Annotated in this window: 18 protein-coding genes and 1 other RNA gene; 9 read left to right on the top strand and 10 right to left on the bottom strand. The window is 38.0% G+C overall.

The window, feature by feature from the left end; translation table 11 throughout:
- The first annotated feature begins 24 nt into the window (after window positions 1-24).
- Window positions 25-1,416 (top strand): GntP family permease, encoded by a 1,392-nt coding sequence (locus tag F960_RS08910; protein ID WP_004862914.1) that lies wholly within the window; start codon window positions 25-27, stop codon window positions 1,414-1,416.
- Window positions 1,417-1,578: 162 nt separating this feature from the next.
- On the opposite strand, the gene F960_RS08905 is transcribed toward F960_RS08910, so the two are convergent.
- Window positions 1,579-1,962, bottom strand: coding sequence for a hypothetical protein (locus F960_RS08905; protein WP_004862910.1), 384 nt, complete (start codon window positions 1,960-1,962; stop codon window positions 1,579-1,581).
- Between the two features lie 544 nt (window positions 1,963-2,506).
- Between F960_RS08905 and F960_RS22955 the strand changes: the two genes are divergently transcribed.
- Complete coding sequence (locus F960_RS22955; RefSeq protein ID WP_035373839.1) at window positions 2,507-3,160, top strand: DUF4145 domain-containing protein; 654 nt, start codon at window positions 2,507-2,509, stop codon at window positions 3,158-3,160.
- A 326-nt stretch (window positions 3,161-3,486) separates the two neighbouring features.
- Here the strand turns inward: F960_RS22955 and ssrA are convergent.
- Window positions 3,487-3,845, bottom strand: a transfer-messenger RNA (tmRNA) gene (ssrA, locus tag F960_RS21795).
- Between the two features lie 129 nt (window positions 3,846-3,974).
- On the opposite strand from ssrA, the gene glpK reads away from it, so the two are divergent.
- Together glpK and F960_RS08890 are read left to right on the top strand one after the other, a co-directional pair.
- Entirely contained in the window at window positions 3,975-5,459 is a 1,485-nt protein-coding gene (glpK, locus tag F960_RS08895) for a glycerol kinase GlpK (protein WP_004862903.1), read from the top strand.
- A gap of 106 nt (window positions 5,460-5,565) precedes the next feature.
- Entirely contained in the window at window positions 5,566-6,279 is a 714-nt protein-coding gene (locus tag F960_RS08890; RefSeq protein WP_004862900.1) for a YidX family protein, read from the top strand.
- A 365-nt stretch (window positions 6,280-6,644) separates the two neighbouring features.
- Here F960_RS08890 and F960_RS08885 read toward each other — a convergent pair whose 3' ends face one another.
- The 3 genes from F960_RS08885 to F960_RS08875 all read right to left on the bottom strand — a co-directional run bounded on the left by F960_RS08885 (window position 6,645) and on the right by F960_RS08875 (window position 10,155).
- Window positions 6,645-8,156 carry a DHA2 family efflux MFS transporter permease subunit gene (locus F960_RS08885; RefSeq protein ID WP_004862898.1) on the bottom strand — a complete coding sequence of 504 codons (1,512 nt, stop codon included), beginning with the start codon at window positions 8,154-8,156 and terminating at the stop codon, window positions 6,645-6,647.
- Window positions 8,157-8,183: 27 nt separating this feature from the next.
- Window positions 8,184-9,338 carry an HlyD family secretion protein gene (locus tag F960_RS08880; protein WP_004862894.1) on the bottom strand — a complete coding sequence of 385 codons (1,155 nt, stop codon included), beginning with the start codon at window positions 9,336-9,338 and terminating at the stop codon, window positions 8,184-8,186.
- 319 nt (window positions 9,339-9,657) lie between these two features.
- On the bottom strand, window positions 9,658-10,155 hold the full coding sequence (locus F960_RS08875; protein ID WP_004862890.1) for a thioesterase family protein: 498 nt from the start codon (window positions 10,153-10,155) through the stop codon (window positions 9,658-9,660).
- A 107-nt stretch (window positions 10,156-10,262) separates the two neighbouring features.
- Between F960_RS08875 and hemB the strand changes: the two genes are divergently transcribed.
- Window positions 10,263-11,276, top strand: a complete 1,014-nt coding sequence (gene hemB, locus F960_RS08870) for a porphobilinogen synthase (RefSeq protein ID WP_004862886.1) — start codon at window positions 10,263-10,265, stop codon at window positions 11,274-11,276.
- Between the two features lie 71 nt (window positions 11,277-11,347).
- Window positions 11,348-12,466: a glycine oxidase ThiO gene (gene thiO / locus F960_RS08865; RefSeq protein WP_004862884.1), complete on the top strand. Its 1,119-nt coding sequence runs from the start codon at window positions 11,348-11,350 to the stop codon at window positions 12,464-12,466.
- On the opposite strand, the gene F960_RS08860 is transcribed toward thiO, so the two are convergent.
- The 4 genes from F960_RS08860 to F960_RS08845 form a co-directional block, all read right to left on the bottom strand.
- Window positions 12,455-13,360 (bottom strand): TIGR01777 family oxidoreductase, encoded by a 906-nt coding sequence (locus F960_RS08860; protein ID WP_004862879.1) that lies wholly within the window; start codon window positions 13,358-13,360, stop codon window positions 12,455-12,457. The two genes, thiO and F960_RS08860, sit on opposite strands and share 12 nt — an antisense overlap.
- An 84-nt stretch (window positions 13,361-13,444) precedes the next feature.
- Window positions 13,445-13,894: an ABZJ_00895 family protein gene (locus F960_RS08855; RefSeq protein WP_035373832.1), complete on the bottom strand. Its 450-nt coding sequence runs from the start codon at window positions 13,892-13,894 to the stop codon at window positions 13,445-13,447.
- Between the two features lie 235 nt (window positions 13,895-14,129).
- On the bottom strand, window positions 14,130-14,360 hold the full coding sequence (locus tag F960_RS08850; RefSeq protein ID WP_035373830.1) for a hypothetical protein: 231 nt from the start codon (window positions 14,358-14,360) through the stop codon (window positions 14,130-14,132).
- An 86-nt stretch (window positions 14,361-14,446) separates the two neighbouring features.
- The gene (locus F960_RS08845) at window positions 14,447-14,863 is read right to left on the bottom strand and encodes a hypothetical protein (RefSeq protein WP_004862873.1); all 417 of its coding nucleotides are present in this window, start codon (window positions 14,861-14,863) and stop codon (window positions 14,447-14,449) included.
- A gap of 283 nt (window positions 14,864-15,146) precedes the next feature.
- On the opposite strand from F960_RS08845, the gene F960_RS08840 reads away from it, so the two are divergent.
- The 3 genes from F960_RS08840 to F960_RS08830 all read left to right on the top strand — a co-directional run bounded on the left by F960_RS08840 (window position 15,147) and on the right by F960_RS08830 (window position 21,018).
- Window positions 15,147-16,400, top strand: coding sequence for an exonuclease SbcCD subunit D C-terminal domain-containing protein (locus F960_RS08840; protein WP_004862869.1), 1,254 nt, complete (start codon window positions 15,147-15,149; stop codon window positions 16,398-16,400).
- Window positions 16,401-16,409: 9 nt separating this feature from the next.
- Window positions 16,410-20,006, top strand: a complete 3,597-nt coding sequence (locus F960_RS08835; RefSeq protein WP_004862867.1) for an AAA family ATPase — start codon at window positions 16,410-16,412, stop codon at window positions 20,004-20,006.
- A gap of 103 nt (window positions 20,007-20,109) precedes the next feature.
- A complete protein-coding gene (locus F960_RS08830) occupies window positions 20,110-21,018 on the top strand; it encodes a cation diffusion facilitator family transporter (RefSeq protein WP_004862864.1) in 909 nt (302 codons plus the stop codon).
- Between the two features lie 528 nt (window positions 21,019-21,546).
- Here the strand turns inward: F960_RS08830 and F960_RS08825 are convergent.
- Window positions 21,547-22,344, bottom strand: a complete 798-nt coding sequence (locus F960_RS08825; protein WP_004862860.1) for a YajG family lipoprotein — start codon at window positions 22,342-22,344, stop codon at window positions 21,547-21,549.
- Window positions 22,345-22,617: the final 273 nt, after the last annotated feature.

Here is a 22,617-nt window from a genome sequence, read left to right as displayed (position 1 = left end):
CCTGCTCTAGTGAGTAGGTTTCTCATGAGTGTTTTTATTGCTTTAGCGGCTTTATTTATTTTAATGATTGCGGCATATCGGGGCTATAGTGTTATTTTAGTTGCCCCTCTTGCAGCCTTAGGTGCAGTGTTACTCACTGATCCAAGTGCAGTGGCTCCTGCTTTTACCAACCTTTTTATGGACAAAATGGTTGGATTTATTAAGTTGTATTTCCCTGTTTTTTTACTTGGCGCAATTTTTGGTAAATTGATTGAATTGTCAGGATATTCTCGTTCAATCGTGCGGGCAATTATCAAAATATTGGGTGAAAAACGCGCTATTCCAGTCATTATCGCGATTTGCGGTTTGCTCACCTATGGTGGCGTTTCACTATTTGTCGTAGTTTTTGCAGTTTATCCATTTGCAGCAGAGTTATTTAGACAAAGTAATATCCCTAAACGTCTGATGCCTGCAACCATCGCTTTGGGTGGGTTTACTTTTACTATGGATGCCATGCCGGGCTCTCCTCAAATCCAAAATATCATTCCAACCACTTTCTTTAATACAACCAGTTGGGCAGCACCTACTCTGGGTATCATTGGTTCAGTATTTATCGTATTTACAGGTATTTTATATTTAGAATACCGTCGTAAAAAGGCACAACTTGCTGGTGAAGGTTATGGTGAGCACCATAAAAATGAACCACAAACACCATCGGATATAAAACTGGCTCATCCTTTAATTGCTTTATTACCACTGCTCATCGTTGGCTTAGTCAATTTAGCCCTGACGCACTATATTCCTCATTGGTATCCTTCTTTGTTTGAATTGCAACTTGCAGGCATGAAGGAAAGTATTCCTGTTGAAATTCAAAAAATCACGGCGATATGGGCAGTCTTAGGTGCATTATGTAGCGGTATTTTATGTATTTTAATCTTTAGTTTTAAAACGATTTTTCAACAATTTGCCGAAAACTCAAAAACTGCGATTGCGGGTGCGATGCTCGCTGCGATGAATACAGGTTCAGAGTACGGCTTTGGCGCGATCATTGCTGCCCTTCCTGGTTTTTTAATCGTTGCTGGCTCTTTACAAGGAATCAACAATCCTCTTTTAAATGAAGCCATTACCATCAATATTTTAGCAGGTATAACAGGCTCATCTTCTGGTGGGATGAGTATTGCTCTAGGTGCAATGGCTGATCAATTTGTGGCAGCAGCTCATGCCGCAAATATTCCTTTAGAAGTTTTACACCGTGTCGCTTCAATGGCTGCGGGTGGTATGGATACTCTTCCGCATAATGGTGCAATTATTACCTTATTGGCAGTCACAGGTTTGACCCATCGCCAAGCTTATAAGGATATTTTTAGTATTACTTTTATCAAGATCGCGGCTTCATTCTTGATCATCGGTGTTTACTATCTGACTGGCTGGGTGTGATCATTTAATTTGAATTGACTTCGCCATTTCAGATTGAAGATACAACCAAATCACCGCAATTTGATCGAATCATGTTGCGGTTTTTTTGGTCGATACAATATAAATTCGGCATCCTAAAATCTTATTTTTACGAAGCTTTTAGCATTTTAGCTAAGGATTAAATCATTTAATGACAAAACACACTTCCAAAGCCCCCTGTGTTTGTTTAGTACAAACCCAGTCAAAGTCATTAACCTCATTTACAACTTTTTTGGATTGATAGTCACGAAAAAGTCGTTTTGCACTCTTTAAATTGTCCATAGTAGTGCCCAATCTTGCTTTACAGCTATCTTCATCACAATTGTCTGATGTTTCAATGACATATTCTGCCTTGTCTAGCTTTAAAAGTTCATAATTCAAATTATTTTCACGAGTGATTGATATTTTGCAAGTTTGTTCAGAATTGTCTTTGCCTTGAACATAGCATTCTCCATCGAAATCCATGTCCTCGTTAGCAAATGAGATTGCTGGAAATAATAAAAATATACTTAGAATGATTTTTTTCATTTTTTAATTCGCCTGTTGTTTGTTTAGGGAAAATAACAAATAAAATTTAAAATGTCTAAAGTTGGACAAATATGTGCATTCAAAAGTCAGAAAAATGGATTCTGTTATTCATGCTAAATGATTCATAATTTTTATTTGAAATGATATAAACGATATTTGCCTAAATTTAGCCAATACTTATCATTTGGACATAGCCTTAATATATAGATCTCGCACTTAAAACTTTGAAATACACGACAAAAAACATGTATGATGATTTTAAAATTGATCCTTCTGATTTGAGAATTAATAAAAAATCATTTATTAAGTCAATAAAAAAAGAGACTCAAATTAAGCTAATGATTTATAATAAAAATTTTGATGGAAATAGCAGGATTTAAACCCGCTTATGCGATATATTATTAACCTATATAGAATCATCAGTATTTAAAATCAGTAAATTAAAGTTTTTGACTTGATAAGATATAACTGAATGTAAAGTTTATGTGGCAAAAAATGTGGCAAAAAATTATTATAAATATAAACGAACTTTTAGATATATCTTATGCCTACCAGAAATCCTACTTACAAATCAAATGCTTTCGATTGCCCTTTCTGTCAAACTTATTCTCATATGAATTGGTTTACAATAAATCGAAATGATAGAAAGTCTTTAATTGATATAGCTCAATGTTCCCATTGCAACAATCAATCAATATGGAGAAGTCAATTAGATACATATAATAGACCAACTAACACTTTAATGATTTTCCCTGACCAAACTATAAATGTTACCCCATCAATTGACATGCCTGATGATGTAAAAAAAGATTTTGATGAAGCTAAATCTGTATTCAATAAATCCCCAAAATCAGCTGCTGCCTTATTAAGACTAGCATTACAAAAACTTTGTAAACACTTAGGTGAAAAAGGGGAAAATATAAATGATGATCTTAAAAATTTAGTCAAAAAAGAGAAGCTATCTCCAGAATTAGTAAAAGCTGCGGATACAGTAAGAATCACTGGAAATAATGCTGTACATCCTGGTCAAATGAACGATGAAGATATTGATTTTGTTGCTGCTAAGCTCTTCACTTTAATAAACTTAATTATCAAGCGAGCGATTACTGAACCAAAAGAAATCGAGGATCTATATGGACTCACCCCTGAAAAAGCTAGAGAAGCTGTAATAAAAAGGGATAGTCCCCTAGATAAGTAAATATCTTGTTCAGTTCATCCAATGATGGACTGGACTAACATACAAAATTATTTATTAAAATTCAAATAAATAAAAAACATATAATTTCAATAGTTGCATAAATTTTATATAAATTAAAACTGGATCACTAAGTTGGACCAATTTTTATGGCATTTCTAATCACTAAAAACAACTTGCTTCTAGCAATCGAAACAAAATACAAGTACAGGCACTTTATAGAGTGCCTTTTTTATAATTATTATAATGTGGCGGTTTTGGTAAGTGTGGTGAAAATGTGGCAATAAAAAAGCCACTTAGACTAAGTGGCTTTTTTATAACAAGAATTTTGGTGGAGATGGCGGGAGTTGAACCCGCGTCCGCCAACACTACACTCGAGAATACTACATGCTTAGATATCGTCAATTATTTTAACAACAAGTGACCCGACGAACAGGGTACAAGCCGCGATCCTCTAAGTTTGGTATAAAGCCCCGAGGCTTGGCTCTATACGGACTTGTGTGCGTGCGCTTCGGTCGGAGTCTCTAACCACAAGTATTCAGAGAGTCGGACAAACTGCCCTTAGGCAGCTAGAGCGTATGATTCGTCGTTTGCGACTAAAATATGCAAATTTGATTTACGAGAGAAAATGCGCTCTCGGCATGCATCTATGAGCTTCATCATCAGCGTCGAAGCCAATAACATCCCCAGATAACGTCGCCATCATATCATAAATGCGGAAAATTACGATGAAAATTCACAACATTTACCAAATGATCTGCGATTAATTACATAATTGCGTTACTATCAATTTTTTTCAAGGGTAAAAATAAAAAATATGAGCTATTTACTCGCACTTGATCAAGGAACGACCTCATGTCGAGCGATTATCTTCAATGAACACGGCAAAATCTTTGCAACAGCTCAAAGAGAAATCCAAATTAAGACACCACATTCAGGCTGGGTCGAGCAAGATGCTCAAGAAATCTGGACTACACAAATCGCAGTTGTCCAACAAGCGATCGCTTCTGCTCGTCTGCTTGCCAAAGATATTAAAGCGATAGGATTGACCAATCAGCGAGAAACAACTGTTGTTTGGGACAAAAGAACTGGACATCCGCTTGCACCTGCGATCGTTTGGCAAGACCGCCGCGCGGCGTTATGGTGCAATCATTTATTAGAACAAAATTTATTAGATAAAATTTTAAATAAAACGGGTCTACGTATAGATCCGTATTTTAGTGCGGGGAAATTGGTTTGGTTACTCAAAAATGTTGAAGGTTTACGTGCGCTGGCGGAACAGGGTCATGTTGCATTTGGAACCATCGATAGTTGGTTAATCTGGAACCTCACTCAAGGTTCAAAACATGTTATTGAAGCCAGCAATGCTTCTCGAACGATGTTAATGAATCTAAAAGAACAAGCTTGGGATGAGGAATTACTAGAATTATTTGATATTCCTAAATCGGTATTACCGAAAATCATTGCTTCTGATACGCATGTTGCTGAAACTGCACATGGTTTATTGGGTGCTGAAATCCCGATTACTGGCATTTTAGGAGATCAACAAGCTGCCCTTTTTGGTCAATCTTGTTTTGAAGCTGGTTCAGCCAAAAACACCTATGGTACAGGCTGTTTTATGCTGTTCAATACCGATGGTGAGATTCAATATAGCCAAAATCAATTGCTGACTACTCTGGCTTGGAACTGCCAAAACAAAGCCAATTATGCACTTGAAGGCAGTGTGTTTATGGCCGGTGCCATTGTGCAATGGTTAAGAGATGGTCTAGGGATTATTCAAAATAGCCAAGATGTAGAAAAACTGGCTTGTCAGGTTGCGGATAGTGATGGTGTGATTTTAGTTCCTGCATTTACTGGACTTGGCGCACCGCATTGGGATAGTGATGCACGAGCACTGCTTTGTGGTATGTCACGTGGCACGACCAAAGCGCATATTGCTCGTGCTGCACTTGAGGCAATCGCCTTTCAAGTTTCTGATGTCTTGACGGCGATGCAAGCTGACATTCAAAAGCCCTTAAAAGAGCTTCGCGTTGATGGCGGTGCCAGTCGAAATGATATGTTAATGCAGTTTCAAGCCGATATTTTAAATGTCCCTGTACTGCGTCCTAAACTGCTTGAGTCTACTGCTTGGGGAGCAGCCGCCATGGCAGGACTCAATGCAGGAGTATTTTCAAATCTTGATGAAATCGCAGAATCATGGCAACTTGATCGTGAGTTTGAACCCCTCATGAGTCAAGATGAACGAGAAAGTCGCTTATCTGAGTGGAATGTAGCTTTAAAACGAGCGCAGTCAAATATCTAAAACGATGTAAAACATGTTATTTCCATCGCTCAAAATACATAGGCTATTTTGAGCGATTAAGCTACAAATATCATTTTAAAAAATATAAGGAAAATAAAGACTAATCATGAAAATTCAAAGCATTGCCATTGTCACCTGTCTATCAACTTTACTCAGTAGCTGTATGACTCTTTCGACAGTTGAGAGTATGAATCAGTCTAGTTATAAATATAAAACGCTAATTTCGGATCAATTACTTGCTTATGGGATTCCTCGTGAACCGATTGCTCAGCATGAAAATGCTTTGGTTATTTTGGGGCAAAAACAAGATTATTTGATCGAGGTCGTCAATCGCTCAAGCTCAAAAAAAACGATTTTAGTGGATATCGTCAAACAACTGGATTTGTCTCATGTCACGATTTCAGCAAGTTCACGGGTATCTAATCATCTATTTAGTGTCGTGATTACGGATCCTAAACGTCCGATTATGGAAGCGTTAAATGTTTCATATAATAAAGCGTTAAATCAAGTGACGAACAGTGAAAAAAATCAGCTGAAAGCTTTAGATTTTAGTTGTGAAACTGATTTAAATGCACAGAAATATCAATGTACCCAACAAATTCATTACAAGATTTTTCCATTAAAAAAACAGGCAAATCAAAAACCTTTGCAATACCAATTTAGAGAACCAGTCCAACTCTTGGTGAGACAGCAAAGTGAACGATCTGGTTTATTTAAAGCAGCCCATGTGGCAATCTTACCTTTGACCGTCGTTGCTGATATCGTGACTTTACCTATTCAACTGGTTGGATTTTCTAAAGCACTTTCCGATGGACATTAAAAAGGTGTAGGGTCTGTTGGCATTTCAAATTGGTTGCGACGCTGAGTGTTTTTTAGGTGATATGAGGCGTAGATTGAGAAATTTAGTGATCTAAATGATCAAGCTACAACGAAATAGCATCAAAAAACACTCTCGTCCTTTCGCTTCGCCTTGCGCTGCGAACAAAGCAGTGCTTTGTTCTTGCTCAGGTTGTGGCTAAAATTATCTCAGGCATCGTTACGAAATTTGAAAATGGTCTCGCCATTCTCTACATTTCGTGCCTTACCTGCTCAATTTTAGCCGACAACGCAATTCAGTTATGAAATGCCAACAGACCCTAATCTATGTGCATAAATTAGGCTTCGGTGCTGTAAAGCATCTATAAATCAATGTGCATGCCCTGCTCCGACGCTGCCTTTAGGTTTAGGGCAAAGCCAGATAATCAGTCCTGCAAAAATAAACAGCATGGCAAAGATTAAAAAGACATGATTCACCGATAAAGTTAATGCTTCTTTATCAACGAGATTTGAAATCATACCCAAGGCAGTTTCAGGGCTCATACCATGATTAATCAAATTTTGCTGTGTCGGTTGCACATGCATCGTTGATACGATTTCACTACGTGCAAGCTTGGCATGATCATCCCAAATGGTCACTGCTATCGAAGCACCAATCGCGCCAGCCATGGTACGAATAAAGTTCATCAAACCCGCTGCCGAAGCGATCTCATCAGGTCGAACTGCACCTAATGCAATATTTGACAAAGGAATAAAGAAAAATGGAACGGCGAAACCTTGGATCATTTGTGGTAATGCTAAAGTAAAAAAGTCAGCTTCATTTGACCAAAATGCCCGCATCAATGTGACCAGCCCAAGCACGATCAAACCAAAACTAGATAATGCCCGTGGATCATATTTGGTCGCAAGTTTTGCCACAATGGGTGACATGGTCAAACTACCGAAGCCCATAGTCGCAGTCAGATAACCAGCCCATGTTGCGGTATAGCCCATATTGATTTGTAGCCACTGTGGAATCAGCACGATACTGCCAAAAAATGCCGCAAATGCAAACGCCAAGGACATCGTTGCAATGGAGAATCCTCGATATCTAAAAATTTTCACATCAACGACTGGGTGTTTTTCGGTAAATTCCCAAATCATAAACACCACAAATCCAACGACTGTGATAACGGCTAAACTACAAATAAAGGAGTTACTAAACCAATCTCGCTCGTGACCGAGATCCAGCATTAACTGTAAAGCACCGATCCAAAGCACCAATAATGCCAAGCCAATGGAATCAATTTTCAATTTTAAAATTGGCGTTTCAGCACTACGCAACAAACGCATCGTACCGATTGCACAGGCGATCCCCACTGGGATATTGATAAAGAAGATCCAATGCCAAGACCAGTTATCACTGATTGAACCACCTAAAATTGGACCTAAAATCGGACCAACAACCGTGGTCATGGCCCACATACCCATGGCTTGAGAATGCTTTTCGGGTGGGAAAATACGCATCAACAAAGTTTGTGTCAGTGGCATAATCGGACCACCAAATAAACCTTGCCCGATACGACAGATCACCAACATTGCCAAACTCGTCGACAAGCCACACAAAATGGAAAATACCGTAAAACCAATCAGACTAATTAAAAAGATTCGGACAGCACCAAAGCGTCCAGCTAACCAACCAGTTAGTGGTACACATATCGCCTCAGCTACTGCATAAGAGGTAATCACCCATGTTCCTTGAGAACTGGATACGGCAAGGCTTCCGGTAATATGTGGAACAGATACATTGGCGATGGTCATATCCAAGACCACCATAAAATTGGAAAGCGCCAAAATAAAAGCAGCAAGCATCAGCCTACCGCCTTTTAGCTCTCCGGGCATGAAATGGCTCGTGCTATTCATGGGCGATTACTTCGATTTCAGATCAATCGTAGCATCCATAGACAAACCGACACGAAGCGGATGCTCCTGTAGCTCTTTAGGATCCAATTGAATACGTACGGGTAGACGTTGTACGACTTTGATCCAGTTTCCTGTCGCATTTTGTGCAGGAATCAAAGCAAATGCTGCACCTGTACCACCTGAAAACCCAACCACTTTCCCATGATATTCAACACCACTGCCATATAGATCAGATGTCAACGTTGCAGATTGACCCACACGAACTTTTTCAAGTTGACTCTCTTTAAAGTTTGCATTGACATAAACTTGTGTTAAAGGCACGACAGTCATCAAGACTGAACCTGGTGCAACACGTTGTCCGACTTGAATGGTACGGCTCGCAACTACACCATCCAAAGGCGCACGAATCACTGTACGTTGTAGATCAAGTTTAGCTTGGTCTAACTGAGCCAAAGCCACCAACACATCAGGTGTCGAATCTTGCGAAGTCCCTTTGATCAAGGCTTCATTTGCATCCAAATTACTTTGAGCTGCTTTACGTTTTGATTCAGCTTGGGCTAGCCCTGCTTTCGCAACATTTACACTTGCTTGAGCATTATTCAAAGTACTCAACGATGTTGCCAATTCTTCTTTAGAAATCGCACCAGAAGCAGCCAATTGAGTACGGCGTTTATATTCATCTTGTGCTTTACTCAATGCGACTTGAGCTTGGGCTACTTGAGCATTGGCACTATTGATATCATCAGCAGAGACCAAAATTTGCGAAGTCAAAGAGCTACTATTTGCAGAGCTTTGTGTATATTGACGTTTTGCTTTAGCCAATTGTGCCTCAGCTTGAGACAAAGCAATTTTGGCATCACGATCATCAATCACTGCCAAAATATCGCCTTTTTTTACCGCTTGTGTATCGCTCACACGGACATCTGCAACCTGTCCACTGACCATTGAGGTAATTTCAGCATTATCTGCACCCACATAGGCATTGTCTGTATTTACTGTTTGATGAAATACAAATGCCCATAGCAAATAAATAATGGCAGCGACTATGAGGATCAGTGCCAAAATGCTCAGCATTTTTTTTCGTTTGGCTTTCATTGCTGCATCGTTTGCAGCTTCAGCAGCCTCAGTTTCAGGTGCAGTGGTATTTTGTGCATCCGTCATCGTATATTCCTAATGCTATTTTTACATGTTCAGACTTTTTACAAGGTCACAAAATCTGCATTCTAAATATCTTAGAATTAGAAAATGTCCTAAAGTATGAAAATGTAGAATTACGTCGATTTTTATTCAATTGTGCTGGCAATTTTACCGACAAAACTCAAATTAAGATAATTTAAATGTAACTACAGAGTATTCAATTACTAAATCATATTGAAAAATATCAAAATTTTTTACTATTTAGTCAAATTTTCAATCAAAAAAAGACACTAAAATTTCTTTAATGTCTCTATTAATATACGTATGATCGCTTTAAATTTGCTTAAAAAGCATACGATGCAATTCCAGCAGCGATCGACTTGCCTTCATCATTGACCATCAGCATCCGCATGGTACAACCTTTACGCCCCATTCTCAGCACTTCAGCTGTAGCGATAAAATGCTGACCTCGACCTGGAGCGAGATAATCCACACGCATATCCACGGTTGCCATACGAGCCACTTTTTTCATCACTTCTGGCAAACTTTCAGGTTCTGCACGTTGGTACAACTCACCCATCGCAACAATTCCACCAATACTATCCAACAAGGTCGCAGCAACGCCACCATGTAAAATTTGAAATGCAGTATTGCCAATCAGGTTCGGTTGCATTTCCAAATAACCTTGAATCTGACCATCAACCACACGCATTTTCATGGTGTTATAGGCAAAATAAGGCGAGGCATTAAATGCTTGAGTAAGCTGGCTAAGGACAACATTAATATCCACTTTTGCACCGAGGTGGATATTACCAGTCCATTTTTTTTGGGAGTCAGTCATAAATATATCAAAAATCCTATATTGAGAAAAAAGCCAATGCTTTCCCCAAAATCTTGATGAATAGGGCTACAATAGCCCATAGTTTAATACTGATCACTGAGATTGTTATGACTTATACGTTCAATCGTCCTGCTTTTCCTGCCACTCGCATGCGTCGTATCCGTAAAAATGACAAACTAAGAGCGATGGTACGTGAAACGCAACTTACTGCTGACCACTTGATCTATCCAGTTTTTGTGTTACCCGGTCAAAAACAAACTCAAGATGTCCCAAGCATGCCAAATGTGCAACGCTTATCGGCTGATTTACTCCTGAAAAAAGCGGAAACTTTGCTTGAGCTCGGTGTCTCTAAACTTGCCTTATTTCCAGTTACACCGCAAGAAGACAAAAGCCTAACAGCCGAAGCGGCTTGGCATGAAAATGGTCTGATCCAAAATACTTTACGTCTGCTAAAAAAAGAATTACCAGAAATGGTATTGATTACTGATGGCGCACTTGATCCATATACCACACATGGTCAAGATGGCATCATCGATGATACAGGCTATGTACTCAATGATGAAACCGTTGAATGTTTGGTTAAACAAGCTTTGAGCCATGCTGAGGCAGGTGCTGATGTCGTTGCACCGAGTGATATGATGGATGGCCGTATTGGTGCAATCCGCCAAGCGCTTGAAGCCAATGGACATATCTATACCAATATCATGGCTTATTCTGCCAAATATGCTTCTAGTTTTTATGGTCCATTCCGTGACGCTTTAGGCTCTTCTTCCAACCTTAAAGGTGGTAATAAGTACAACTACCAAATGGATGTAGGTAACCGCGCTGAAGCTTTACATGAAATTGCACTGGATTTACAAGAAGGTGCAGACATGGTCATCGTCAAACCGGGTATGCCTTATCTTGATGTGGTTCGTGAGGTTAAAGACACTTTCGGTGTCCCAACATTTATTTATCAAGTCAGTGGTGAATATGCCATGCTTGCAGCAGCGATCCAAAATGGCTGGTTATCTGAAAGTGTCATTATGGAAACTCTACTCTGCTGCCGTCGTGCAGGTGCTGATGGGATCTGGACTTATTTTGCAGAAGATGCTGCGCGCAAATTGAAAGAAATGCGTTAAACCTCAAATCACTTGCTGATAACTACGGTTATCAGCAATTTTCTCCGACTTTAAATAACAAAGAGTGCATGATGCATATCGCCATAATTGGTGCAGGCGTGAGTGGTTTACTGTCTGCTTTAGAATTGGTTGAACAAGGTTGCCAAATCAGTATCTTTGATCAACAACAAGTGGGTAAAGCAGCTTCTTGGGCGGGCGGTGGAATACTTTCACCGATGTATCCTTGGCGCTATCCACGAGCAGTCAATGAACTTGCACAATTTGCAAAAACGCTCTACCAAGAATGGAATCACAAATTACAACCTGTTTCTGCGATTGATTTTCAAATCCACGAAACGGGGATGCTGATCTTTGATGAAGAGGATTTTGAAATAGGTCTTGATTATAAAGATCGTTATCAAGAACCTATGCAATATGCAGAATACTTACAACGCGAACAATTAGAACAAATCAATCCACTGATTTCTGATCAATTTAAACACGCGATTTATTTCCCTGAAATTGCCAATATTCGTAATCCACGTTTGCTTCAATCCATTGAGCAATATCTAAAACAACATCCCAATGTGCAGTTTTACCAACATACCGAGATTGAACATTTAGATATCGAAAATGATCAAATCAAATCGATCAAAAGCAAGTCTGGACAAAATTATTATGCTGATCAATTTATCATAGCCACAGGTGCATGGTCTGCAAAATGGGCTGAACAACTCGAACTGTCGATTCCTATTCAACCTGTGCAAGGACAAATGATGCTCTTTAAAACACCGCCCAATTGGTTGCCGACCATGTGTATGAACAAGGTCATGTATCTGATTCCACGTATGGATGGTCATATTGTTTGCGGTTCAAGTGTGGCACATGTCGGTTTCAATACTGAGCCTACTGTGCAAACCAAACAGGATATTTTGACAGCGTGTTTTGAAATGGTTCCTGAGTTGGTAAATTTTCCAATCGAAAAACAATGGGCAGGTTTACGCCCAGGCTCACCAGATGGCGTGCCTTATATCGGTAAAATGCCTAATTTAAATAACGTATGGGCAAATTTCGGGCATTATCGTAACGGATTGTGCATGGGACCTGCTTCAGCACGTCTACTTCGCCAATTGATGTTGAACGAAAAAACCATCGTCAATCCGCAAGCCTATGCAACAGACCGTTTGAAACAATACCTTTCAGCTGTCTAAAAGCTGCTCAAGGGCATGTTCAAGCACATAATGTTTAAACTGAAAGCCTTCTTGAATCAGCATTTTGGGAATCACATATTGCCCATTTAAAATCAATTGAGACTGTTCACCTAAAAGCAGTTTTAACCATTTTTTTGGGCAATTGAACAAAGGCTTTTTCCCTAAAATATTTGCAGCAGCTTCTGCAAATTGTTTTTGCATAATCATCTCAGGTGCGACGAGATTATAAATTTTCTGAGTTGAATGATGATTAAATAAAAATTCGATACAACGAATCACATCCTCAATATGCACCCAAACGATAGGCTGATGACCTGTCGCAATTTTTTTAAATAAATTAAATTTAATCGGTAAGAGCATTTTTGCCAAAGCTCCGCCCTGTTTAGCGAAGACCACACCCAATCGAATAATTTTAGTATTTTGTTCAAAAAAATTAAGCGCTGTACTTTCCCATTTTTGACAAAGTTCAGACATAAAAATATCTTGTGCAGGAGCAGTTTCATCTAAAACTGCATTCCAGCGCTCGCTAGGATCAATGCCATAATAGCCAATCGCCGAACCAGAAATAATGCACTTAGGACGTATCCCGTGCTTTTCTAACCATTGATAAAGTGCTAGCGTTAAATTGACCCGACTATAAATCAGCAAATCTTTGCGGAAATCAGTCCAACGACCGTTTCCGATATTTTCACCTGCAAGATTGATCACATAATCAATCTGGGTGGTTTGGATTTCAGAAAAATCATTCACCCAAATCAAATTATTTTTAGGTGAAACTTTATTTGTTTTACGACTTAAGCCAATCACCAAATATTGTTGTTGAGTAAAATATTCTATTAAATGCTTACCTATAAAGCCCGAAGCACCTGTCATTAAAACAGTGGCTTTGTACATTTCACCACCTATAAAATCTAAACACCCTGACTATAAAATAAGCATTACAAATCAATTAATAAAGCATTTTTTTTGAGCAATTTATTATGAATTAAACATTTTATCTGCCATTCTGTGAGACTGTTTACCATAAAACCAAAAAGTGACTAAATAAAGTGGTATCATGTAGATCAATAATTGAGCAATTAAAATAAAAATGAACTGCCCGTTGCTTATTTGCATCCACCAGTTTTGCCAAGCTTCAGGTTCACCCATCGAGAAAAATATCTGTCCGAGTAAAGCAAAAGCCAAATTGTAAAAAAAGAAAATTAAAACAAAAACCAAAGCAAAATGGTTACGCTCTTTAGTACTGGGTGCACGTTTTTGTTTCTTTAAAAAGATAAATAAAATACCAATCATCGAAATCAAATACGGGAACGCTGTTAATGCTGCAGCCACAGGTTGAGGTAACACCGCAGCAATGACACCAAAAATCATGGTCAGGACTAGACAAAGGATAAAAAAGTAGCAATAGTATCTGCGTAGAGACTGCATCTTTAGCGCCAAAATAGAAAGAATTTTACCTATTATAAAAAAAATTCAACTTTTTTTAAATTTCTTGTCAACCAAAGTAAAACTCTTGACGTTATATAAGTATAAGGTCGTAGCAACCGACACAATTGCTCTGGCATCCGCAATCATTTCGGTGACCTTCCATCACTCCAAGAGACTATAAAACATGCTTCAAGGATGGGTTTAGTATAGCAGCCTAACCAATTTTAGAAGTATTTTAGCCAGCGATTTCACCATCACTCGAATCGCTGGCTTTTATTTTTCCAAAAATAACATTTAGACCTTCGTTGTTTTGAATAGCATTTAAATAGAACAATATAAACAAAATGCCTCCCATCAATCTTAAGGCTATGTTTTTTCTTATATTATTTAAATAAATGCGCTTGATCGCATCTGTAGCTATTTCAGATTGATTAAGGAAATGAGCAATTTTTATAGCATATTTCATAGAACGCACTTCGCTAGATGAGGCATTTCCAAGTGTGATCAAAAATGCCAAATCATGGTTTAGTCTTTTTAAATCTATAAAGTCTACTAAGCTGTCTCTGCATTACTACAAACAAGATTGAGCATATCCTGATCACTGCCTTGCAAAGCCTTTATCACTGGACCTTTTTCGGTGTTTTTATATTTGACTTCACCATTATTTTTATCACCTATCATCATGTCTAAAAATTGTAGGGTCTTCTTTTTACAATCAAAACGCATATGATATTGGGTGATATTATCCTCATCAAAATTGCCTGTATAGTTTTGAGTCTCAACCTGCCCGACAACTTTTCGGGTTGCGGTGATATCAAACTTATTTTTATTTGGAAGATCATAGACAATTGAATCAAGATCAAAAGCCAATGCCGTATCGCCAAATTGATAATAAACATCGTCAGCATGCGCTGAGTTAAGAAAAATTGAAGTTAAAATGAAACTTGAACATAGAAATTTATTGAACATATTATTCTCAAATAAGACTTTAATTTTTTAATATCTGTTAGCGACACATACTATAGTAAAAATTAAATATAGGAATGAACTTTTTATCTGAAAATCAATAATCAGCCTTTTATATCTTAGATGAGTATTTTAAATGGCTTTCAAATTGGAGTAGGCAAATTTTACTAGACCAGTAAAATACTGTCAGCCAAACACTTCACGATAATTTGACCTTAAATTCTCTAAAAGACTGGAACTTGATTCCTCATTTTCGCTACTATAAAACTTAACAATGGGGGCAGTTATGGCAGTACGTTTTCTTCATACTTCTGATTGGCATTTGGGGCAGTATTTTTATGGTCACTCTCGTCAATATGAGCATGAACAATTTTTAGTTTGGTTACTTGATCAGATCAAATTAAAACAGCCTGATGCCTTGCTGATCTCAGGTGATATTTTTGATGTCATCAATCCTGCTTCTTCTGCCCAACGTCAGCTCTACCAATTTTTAGCAGATGCACAACATCTCGCTCCGCAAATGCAAACGTTAATGATTGCAGGTAATCATGATTCTGGTTATCGGATCGAACAAGTTGAGCCATTATTGGAAAAACAAAATGCAAAAGCGGTTGGGGTTTTAAGACAAACAGCCGAACATCAACTGGATTTAGAGCGTTTAATTATTCCTATTTATGATCAAAAACAAAATGTCGTTGCATGGTGTGTAGCACTGCCATTTTTAAGATCTGCTGAAATCACAGGCTTTAATGAAGAAACCCATAATAGTCAAAGTGCTATCGCATACATTCATAAACAACTGATTGCGATTGCTCAATCTCGAAAAACAGCTGACCAAGCCTTGATTTTAATGTCACATGCGCATATGCAAGGCGGTGAAACTTCTGATTCTGAACGTCCGATTATCATTGGAAATGAAGAAGCACTTTCTACTTCTTTATTTGATGATGCGATTGATTATGTTGCGCTTGGGCATTTACATAAACCGCAAAAAGTCGGTCAAGACAATATCCGTTATAGCGGCTCACCTATTCCTCTGTCATTTAGTGAAGTTAATTATAAACACCAAGTCGTTGAAGTCACGATTGACCCAACAAAACATGACGATTCTCGTTTTAAATTTGAAGCACTACACATCCCTCGCAGTGTGCAGCTTCATAAAATTAAAGGTGAGTTAAATGATGTCTTTCAGCAACTCAAAGCCTTAGCCAGTGGTGAAATCGAGGACATCGAGCAACGTGAATATGTAGATATTGAATATCATACCAATACGCCTCCACAGCCCAATTTAAGACAACAATTTGAAGATGCTTTACCGCAAAATCGTTATCGTTTAGTGCGTATTTCTAGACAGTATTTGAATGCCGGCGAACAAGAACAAAAGCTTTCGCATATCAGCTTAGAGCCACCAACACCTGAAAAACTGTTTCAGCAAATTTGGGAAAAACAAGGCTATGCAAATGATGATGAGGTCTTTAAAGATTTTCAAAGCCTCATTCATGAAGCGCAAAAACGTATTGAAAATGAATTTGATGTTTAAGGATTTGTCATGAAAATTTTATCGATTCGTATAAAAAACTTGGCATCTCTTGCAGGTGAACATTTTATTGATTTTGAAGCAGAACCTTTAGCAAATGCAGGTTTGGTTGCGATCGTTGGCAAAACAGGTGCAGGAAAATCTACCATTTTAGATGCCATGTGTTTGGCACTCTTCAATCGTATACCAAGACTCAAAGATAGCGATGGCAAACTGCAGGATGTTGATGGATCAGAACTTTTAACCAATTCTCCGCAAACTGTTTTACGTCGTGGTACGGCCCATGGCTTTGCAGAGTTATGCTTTGTCGCTCAAGACCAGAAACATTATTTAGCGCGTTGGGAACTTAAACGTTCACGTGAAAAAGCTGACGGAAAACTGCAAAGCGTACAACGTTATTTAAAATGTTTAACGGATGGCGTGGTCGTTGCCGATAAGGCAAAAGCGGTAGATGCCAATATCTATAAAATCACCCAACTCAGTTTTGAACAATTCACCCGTGCTGTTTTATTGGCGCAATCTGAAGTCACGGCATTTCTAAAAGCACGAGATAATGAACGTGGTGAATTACTTGAATATCTGACCAATTCTTCTATTTTTGGAAAAATTGGACAATTGGCTTATGAAAAAACCAAACTTGTCGCAAGTCAGCGTAAAGATTTAGAAAATGTTTTAGGACATATCGAAATTCTTTCAGATGAAGATTTTGCTCACTTAGAAAATCAATTTAAACAAGCCGATCTCGATTTTAAAGCATCAGAATCTGTAAAAATAAGCCTAGAACAACAACAGCAATGGTTTGAAAGAAAATACAAGTTTGATGCAGATATCAGCATCAAACAACAACAAGTCGAAACCCAGCAACAAGCCAAACAAAATTTATCGACAGAGCAATCACTGCTTAACAGACTGGAAATCTTTTCCTCAATTCGTTCAGTTGCCTTTCAACAGCAACAACTTAGCTCAGCAGAGCAAGAACTTGCTCCAAAGATCGTAAAACAGCAACAACGATTTAATGAATTAGAACAACAATTTAGTACGCAAAAAACACAGTTTCTCGCTGCCGAAAAAACACTGAATGATCTGCATGATTTTGAAAATACGCATCGAGAATCCTTAAATCAGGTGCGCAATTGCATACAGGAACGTGAGTATCTTGCAGCTGATTTCAAAAAAACTCAGCAAAAATTACTGGATTTTGACCAAGTTAAGCACCCACTCACTCAGCAATATCAAGATTTAAACCGTCAAATTGAAGTCCTTAAGCAACAGCAAACTCAATGTAACTTCGATATACAGCAGAGCCAACAATTTGCAACGCTAGATAAAGGTTTAACGGCACATATCCAACAACTTGAGCAATTCATCCAACATATTCAACATCTCGAAAATCAACTGGGCGATTTATCGAGTACTGAGTCACAGCTTGCTACACACCAAGCAGAATTAAAGCAAACCATTGAACAATTTGGACCGCTTGAAAAAATTGAACAGCAACTTGATCAATTACGTCTTGATCGAGAGTTGAAAATCAATCATTTCAACCAATTTCAAGGGCTAGAAAAAAGCTTTTTTCAATACTTTGATTTATCACAGGAATCATCACAATCCGTTGAAAAATTGCAATTATGTTCGGCACAAATACAACAGCTAGAAACTGAAAATAAAACGGCAGAACAAAATTATCAAATAAGCAAAGATGAGCAAATAAAATTACAGCAAATATTGCAACAACAACGTCTCTTGCATGCTGAAAACATTGAACATTTGCGCGCAGAACTTCAAGAGGGTCAACCGTGTATGGTCTGTGGAAGCACATCACATCCTTATAAAACAGATGACTCTGCCCTCTCCAAAGCCTTATTTGAATTGCAACAGCAGCAACAACAGCAAGCAGAACAAAAAGAAAGAGAATGCTTTAAAATCTGGCAAAATCTACAACTTAAACTAACAGAAAAATCTACAGAATCAGCTCAGCTCCAACAAGCGATCCAATATCAAAATGAAAAACGAGCTAAGCTAAAAAATGAGCTGACTCAACAATTAAATCTGCTTAAATTGCAAATTGATTTCAATCATTTGCAATCTGATATTCAGACACAATTACAGCAATTTAAGCAACAATATCAGCATCAAATTCTGCAAATTGATCAACAGTTGCAACAGTTTGCACAGGCACAAAAACATCAACAACAGCTCAATCAACACATTCAAAAAACAGCGAATTTGCTCGATACAGCGAAAAATTGGCAAACACAGATTCAACATATCGTTGCTTGTCTATCTGAAACAGAACAAGCCCATTGGCAACAACAGTGCAGCATCACCGCGCAGCGCATTTTAATACAGTTAAAACAACGCAATCTGCAACTTGATCAGCTCGATCAATATAAACAGCAGCTCGATCAGTTCAATCAACAAAGCACGCATGTAAAACTCAAGCTAGAAAACATAGAACATCAATATGTTGAAACACAGCAATATTTAACTGAGATAAAGCACAAAGGTCAGCAAAATACTGAAATAGCATCAAAACTGATCTTTGACATGACAGGTTTAAATGATGTTAAGCCAAATGAATGGCTGAATCAGCATGATATCCAGCGTGAACAAAAGCAAAAACAATATCAACTGATCAAGCAAAGCTTTGATCAACTGAGAAATAACTTTGAACAGCAAAAAAATGAGCTGGATAAATTATTGGCTTTGTCACAACAAAATCAGCAAAGTTTAAGCAGAATCACAGCAAATATTAGCGATTGGCTTAAAGAACATGTCGATTTTCAACTCAATGATCTGCATGAATTATTGCAAATCAATCCAAATCAAGAACAACAGATTCGCAATAAAATACAAGCGGTAGAGCAACAACTTTCTGAGGCATTGACCGTACTCAAAACCTTGCAGTCGCAGCTAAGTGAGCATCTATTGCAACAACCGAAAAATAGCTTTGAACAGCTACAAGATTTGATCGTTGAAAATACCGAAATACTCAAACAACGCTTTGATCTACGTGAACAACTCAAAATCAAATTGGAAATGCATCAACAAAATCTTGCCAAGCAAAAACAATTTGCGGAACAGATTGCTAAAGTCCACACTGAAGAACATCGTTGGAGCAAAATTTCAGGATTAATGGGTGATTCAACAGGTAAAAAATTCCGTGATTATGCACAGCAGTACAATCTGGATATTTTACTCGAACATGCCAATCAACAACTCGATATGCTATCGCAACGCTATACCCTAAAACGTCTGGATAATTCATTAAGTCTGGCGATCATTGACCATGATATGGATGGAGAAACCCGTTCGGTTGCATCACTGTCAGGCGGTGAATCATTTTTAACAGCACTGGCGCTTTCACTTGCGATTGCCAATATGGCATCAGGTTCGATGAAAATCGAGTCACTCTTTATTGATGAGGGCTTTGGTACATTGGATGCCTCCTCCTTGCATCTCGTGATGAATGCATTAGATCAACTGCAAAACCAAGGACGTAAAGTCGTCTTGATTTCACATATCCAAGATATGCATGAGCGTATTCCAGTACAAATCCAAGTGAAACCGCTTGGAGCAGGCGCAAGTACTATTCAAATCGTAGGTTAATGATTTATTTTTAAACTATTGATGAAGCTTAATTCAGCGTAGAATAGTGCCTCGAATAGATTTTTATACTTCAGCAATCACTTAAAATGAGTTAAATGATGCTATGAATTTTTATAATACTCCCACACATCATGAGTCTCACATTAGCCCAGAACTCAGGGCAAAAGCCGCGAGTAAATCGACTTGGGTCAGTGTCATTGTCAATTTATTTCTATCCATTGGGCAGATTCTCATCGGGATATTTTCAAAATCACAAGGCTTGATTGCTGATGGTGTGCATACACTCAGTGATTTAGTTGCTGATTTTATTGTGTTATTTGCAAATCGACATAGCCAAAAAGATCCTGATGAAGATCATCCTTATGGTCACTACCGCTTTGAAAATGCAGCTTCGTTTTTATTGGGTCTGATTTTATTGATCGTCGGTCTGGGGATGTTTTGGAATGCCATCCAGAAAATATTGAACCCAGAAAGCATCGCACAAGTCCATAGTATTGCGCTGTACATGGCGATCGTTGCACTGATTTTTAAAGAATTACTCTTTAGATACATGCTCAATGTCGCAAAAAAAGTGAAATCGAGCATGTTGGTTGCCAATGCTTGGCATGCACGTTCTGATGCCGCTTCTTCTTTAGTCGTTGCGATTGGTATTGCTGGCAATATGATGGGCTATCCAATATTAGATCCAATTGCAGCTTTAATCGTCGGCTTGATGATTATCAAAATGGGACTCCAGTTTGGCTGGACTTCACTCAATGATTTGATGGATCGTGCGGTAAATAACGAAGAAATCGAAGCAATTCGACAAACATTTTTAGCGACTGAGGGCGTGCTCGGTATACATCAACTCAGAACACGAAAAATGGGCGATATGATTATTGTCGATGCACATTTGGAAATTAGTGGTGAGCTGAATGTTCGACAAGGTCATGATATTGCCGTCAATGCCAGAAATAATGTCATGGAAAAACATGATGTGATCGATGTGATTACACATCTCGATCCTATTTAATCTTTATGAGAATTTACTAGGGTCTGTTGACATTTCACAACTGAATTGCGTTGTTGATTAAAATTGAGCAGGCAAGGCACGAAATGCAGAGAATGGCGAGACCATTTTCAAATTTCGTAATGATGCCTGAGATAATTTTAGCAACAACCCTTCGGGACGAGAGTGTTTTTTGATGCTATTTCGTTGTAGCTTGATCATTTAGATCACTAAATTTCTCAATCTACGCCTCATATCATCTAAAAAACACTCATCGTCGCAACCAATTTGAAATGTCAACAGACCCTAATTCTCTTTCATAAATCAAAAAAAACAATATTTTTGTATATTGTAAAATGAGTATCAAAAGTCCCTTCTTCCTGAGCAAGAATCAAAGCACTGCTTTGATCGCAGCGCAAGACGCAGTGGGGAGAAGCTTAGGATGAGAGTAAATTTTTAATAAAATTCCCATCTTCTTGCAGAATATATTCCCAATAAAAAAGGAAGATTATGTGAATCTTCCTTTTTTATTATATCTAATAAAATGAGTTGTTATCGATCTGCTGGAAAAGCATTTGGTGCTGGTGCATAGCCACCTGTATCCGTTTTTACTGTTTTACTCTTTGGTGCTCTCAACTCATAAATCACTGTACCAATCACCCCAGTATTGTTGATTGAACCACTTAAACTATGCGCAGCATAAGCATCACTTGGTTTGCTAAAGGTAAATGAAGCTACAGCCGAATTACTTTTGCGAAAACCCTCAATATACAAACGATCATGTGGACGCAGTACATAACCACTATTTTTTCGTGAAGCACGGCTGCCATCAATCACATCTAAACCATCGACACTGGCTACGATTTCAAAAGTTTGGTCACTGCTATTTTCATATAAAAGTTGGTAGCTTTGTCCTTGATTTGCAGATAAGTAATAAGACTGACCATCACGATATAACGGTAAAACTCTTTTGTTATCATCCACGATAGAGAACGTAATTTTTCCCGCATTTAAAGCAATATTGTTGATGGATTTTCCTTGAAATTGTTTACTTGCATATCTCACTTGAGTTTCAGCAATCGGATTTGAGGACAATCTTTTTAAATAAACCTCTTTCACATCCGAACTCAGTTCATCTCCCCAGCTTGTTCCCAGTCTTTCACCGGAACGAACCGACTGATTCGATTGACTCATATCCGCACTTTTAGCGCTTCTTGATACATTGGCAGAATCAGCCGTTTCTTTAGGCATCGGGCTAACTTCAGCTTGTTCTGCTACTTGCGGTTTTTGGCTACATGCGGCTAAAAAAATTGAAAAAACTAAAGAGAAAAGCCAATATATTTTTTTCATTCTACGGATCCTTATATTGAGCAACTGACTTATATTGAACAAGTGACTGAGGTTATTCAAAGATCATCATTCTATGATCAAAAGAAATAATATGTATATTATTTAAGCATAATAAGCTGTTTTTTCATCAAAAGTCCAGTCATGTACTTTATTTTATAACTGATTAAAAAATATAAAAAAAGCTGTAAAAGCATTAAATATGATCTTACAGCCTATGGTCTATTATTTTAAAATTTTCAAATATGTTTTATCTATTTTATATCTGCTATTACA

Source organism: Acinetobacter gerneri DSM 14967 = CIP 107464 = MTCC 9824 (assembly GCF_000368565.1).
Lineage (GTDB): Bacteria > Pseudomonadota > Gammaproteobacteria > Pseudomonadales > Moraxellaceae > Acinetobacter > Acinetobacter gerneri.
The sequence above is the reverse complement of the archived record's forward strand: the minus strand, read 5'-3'. Positions and strand labels throughout refer to the sequence as shown.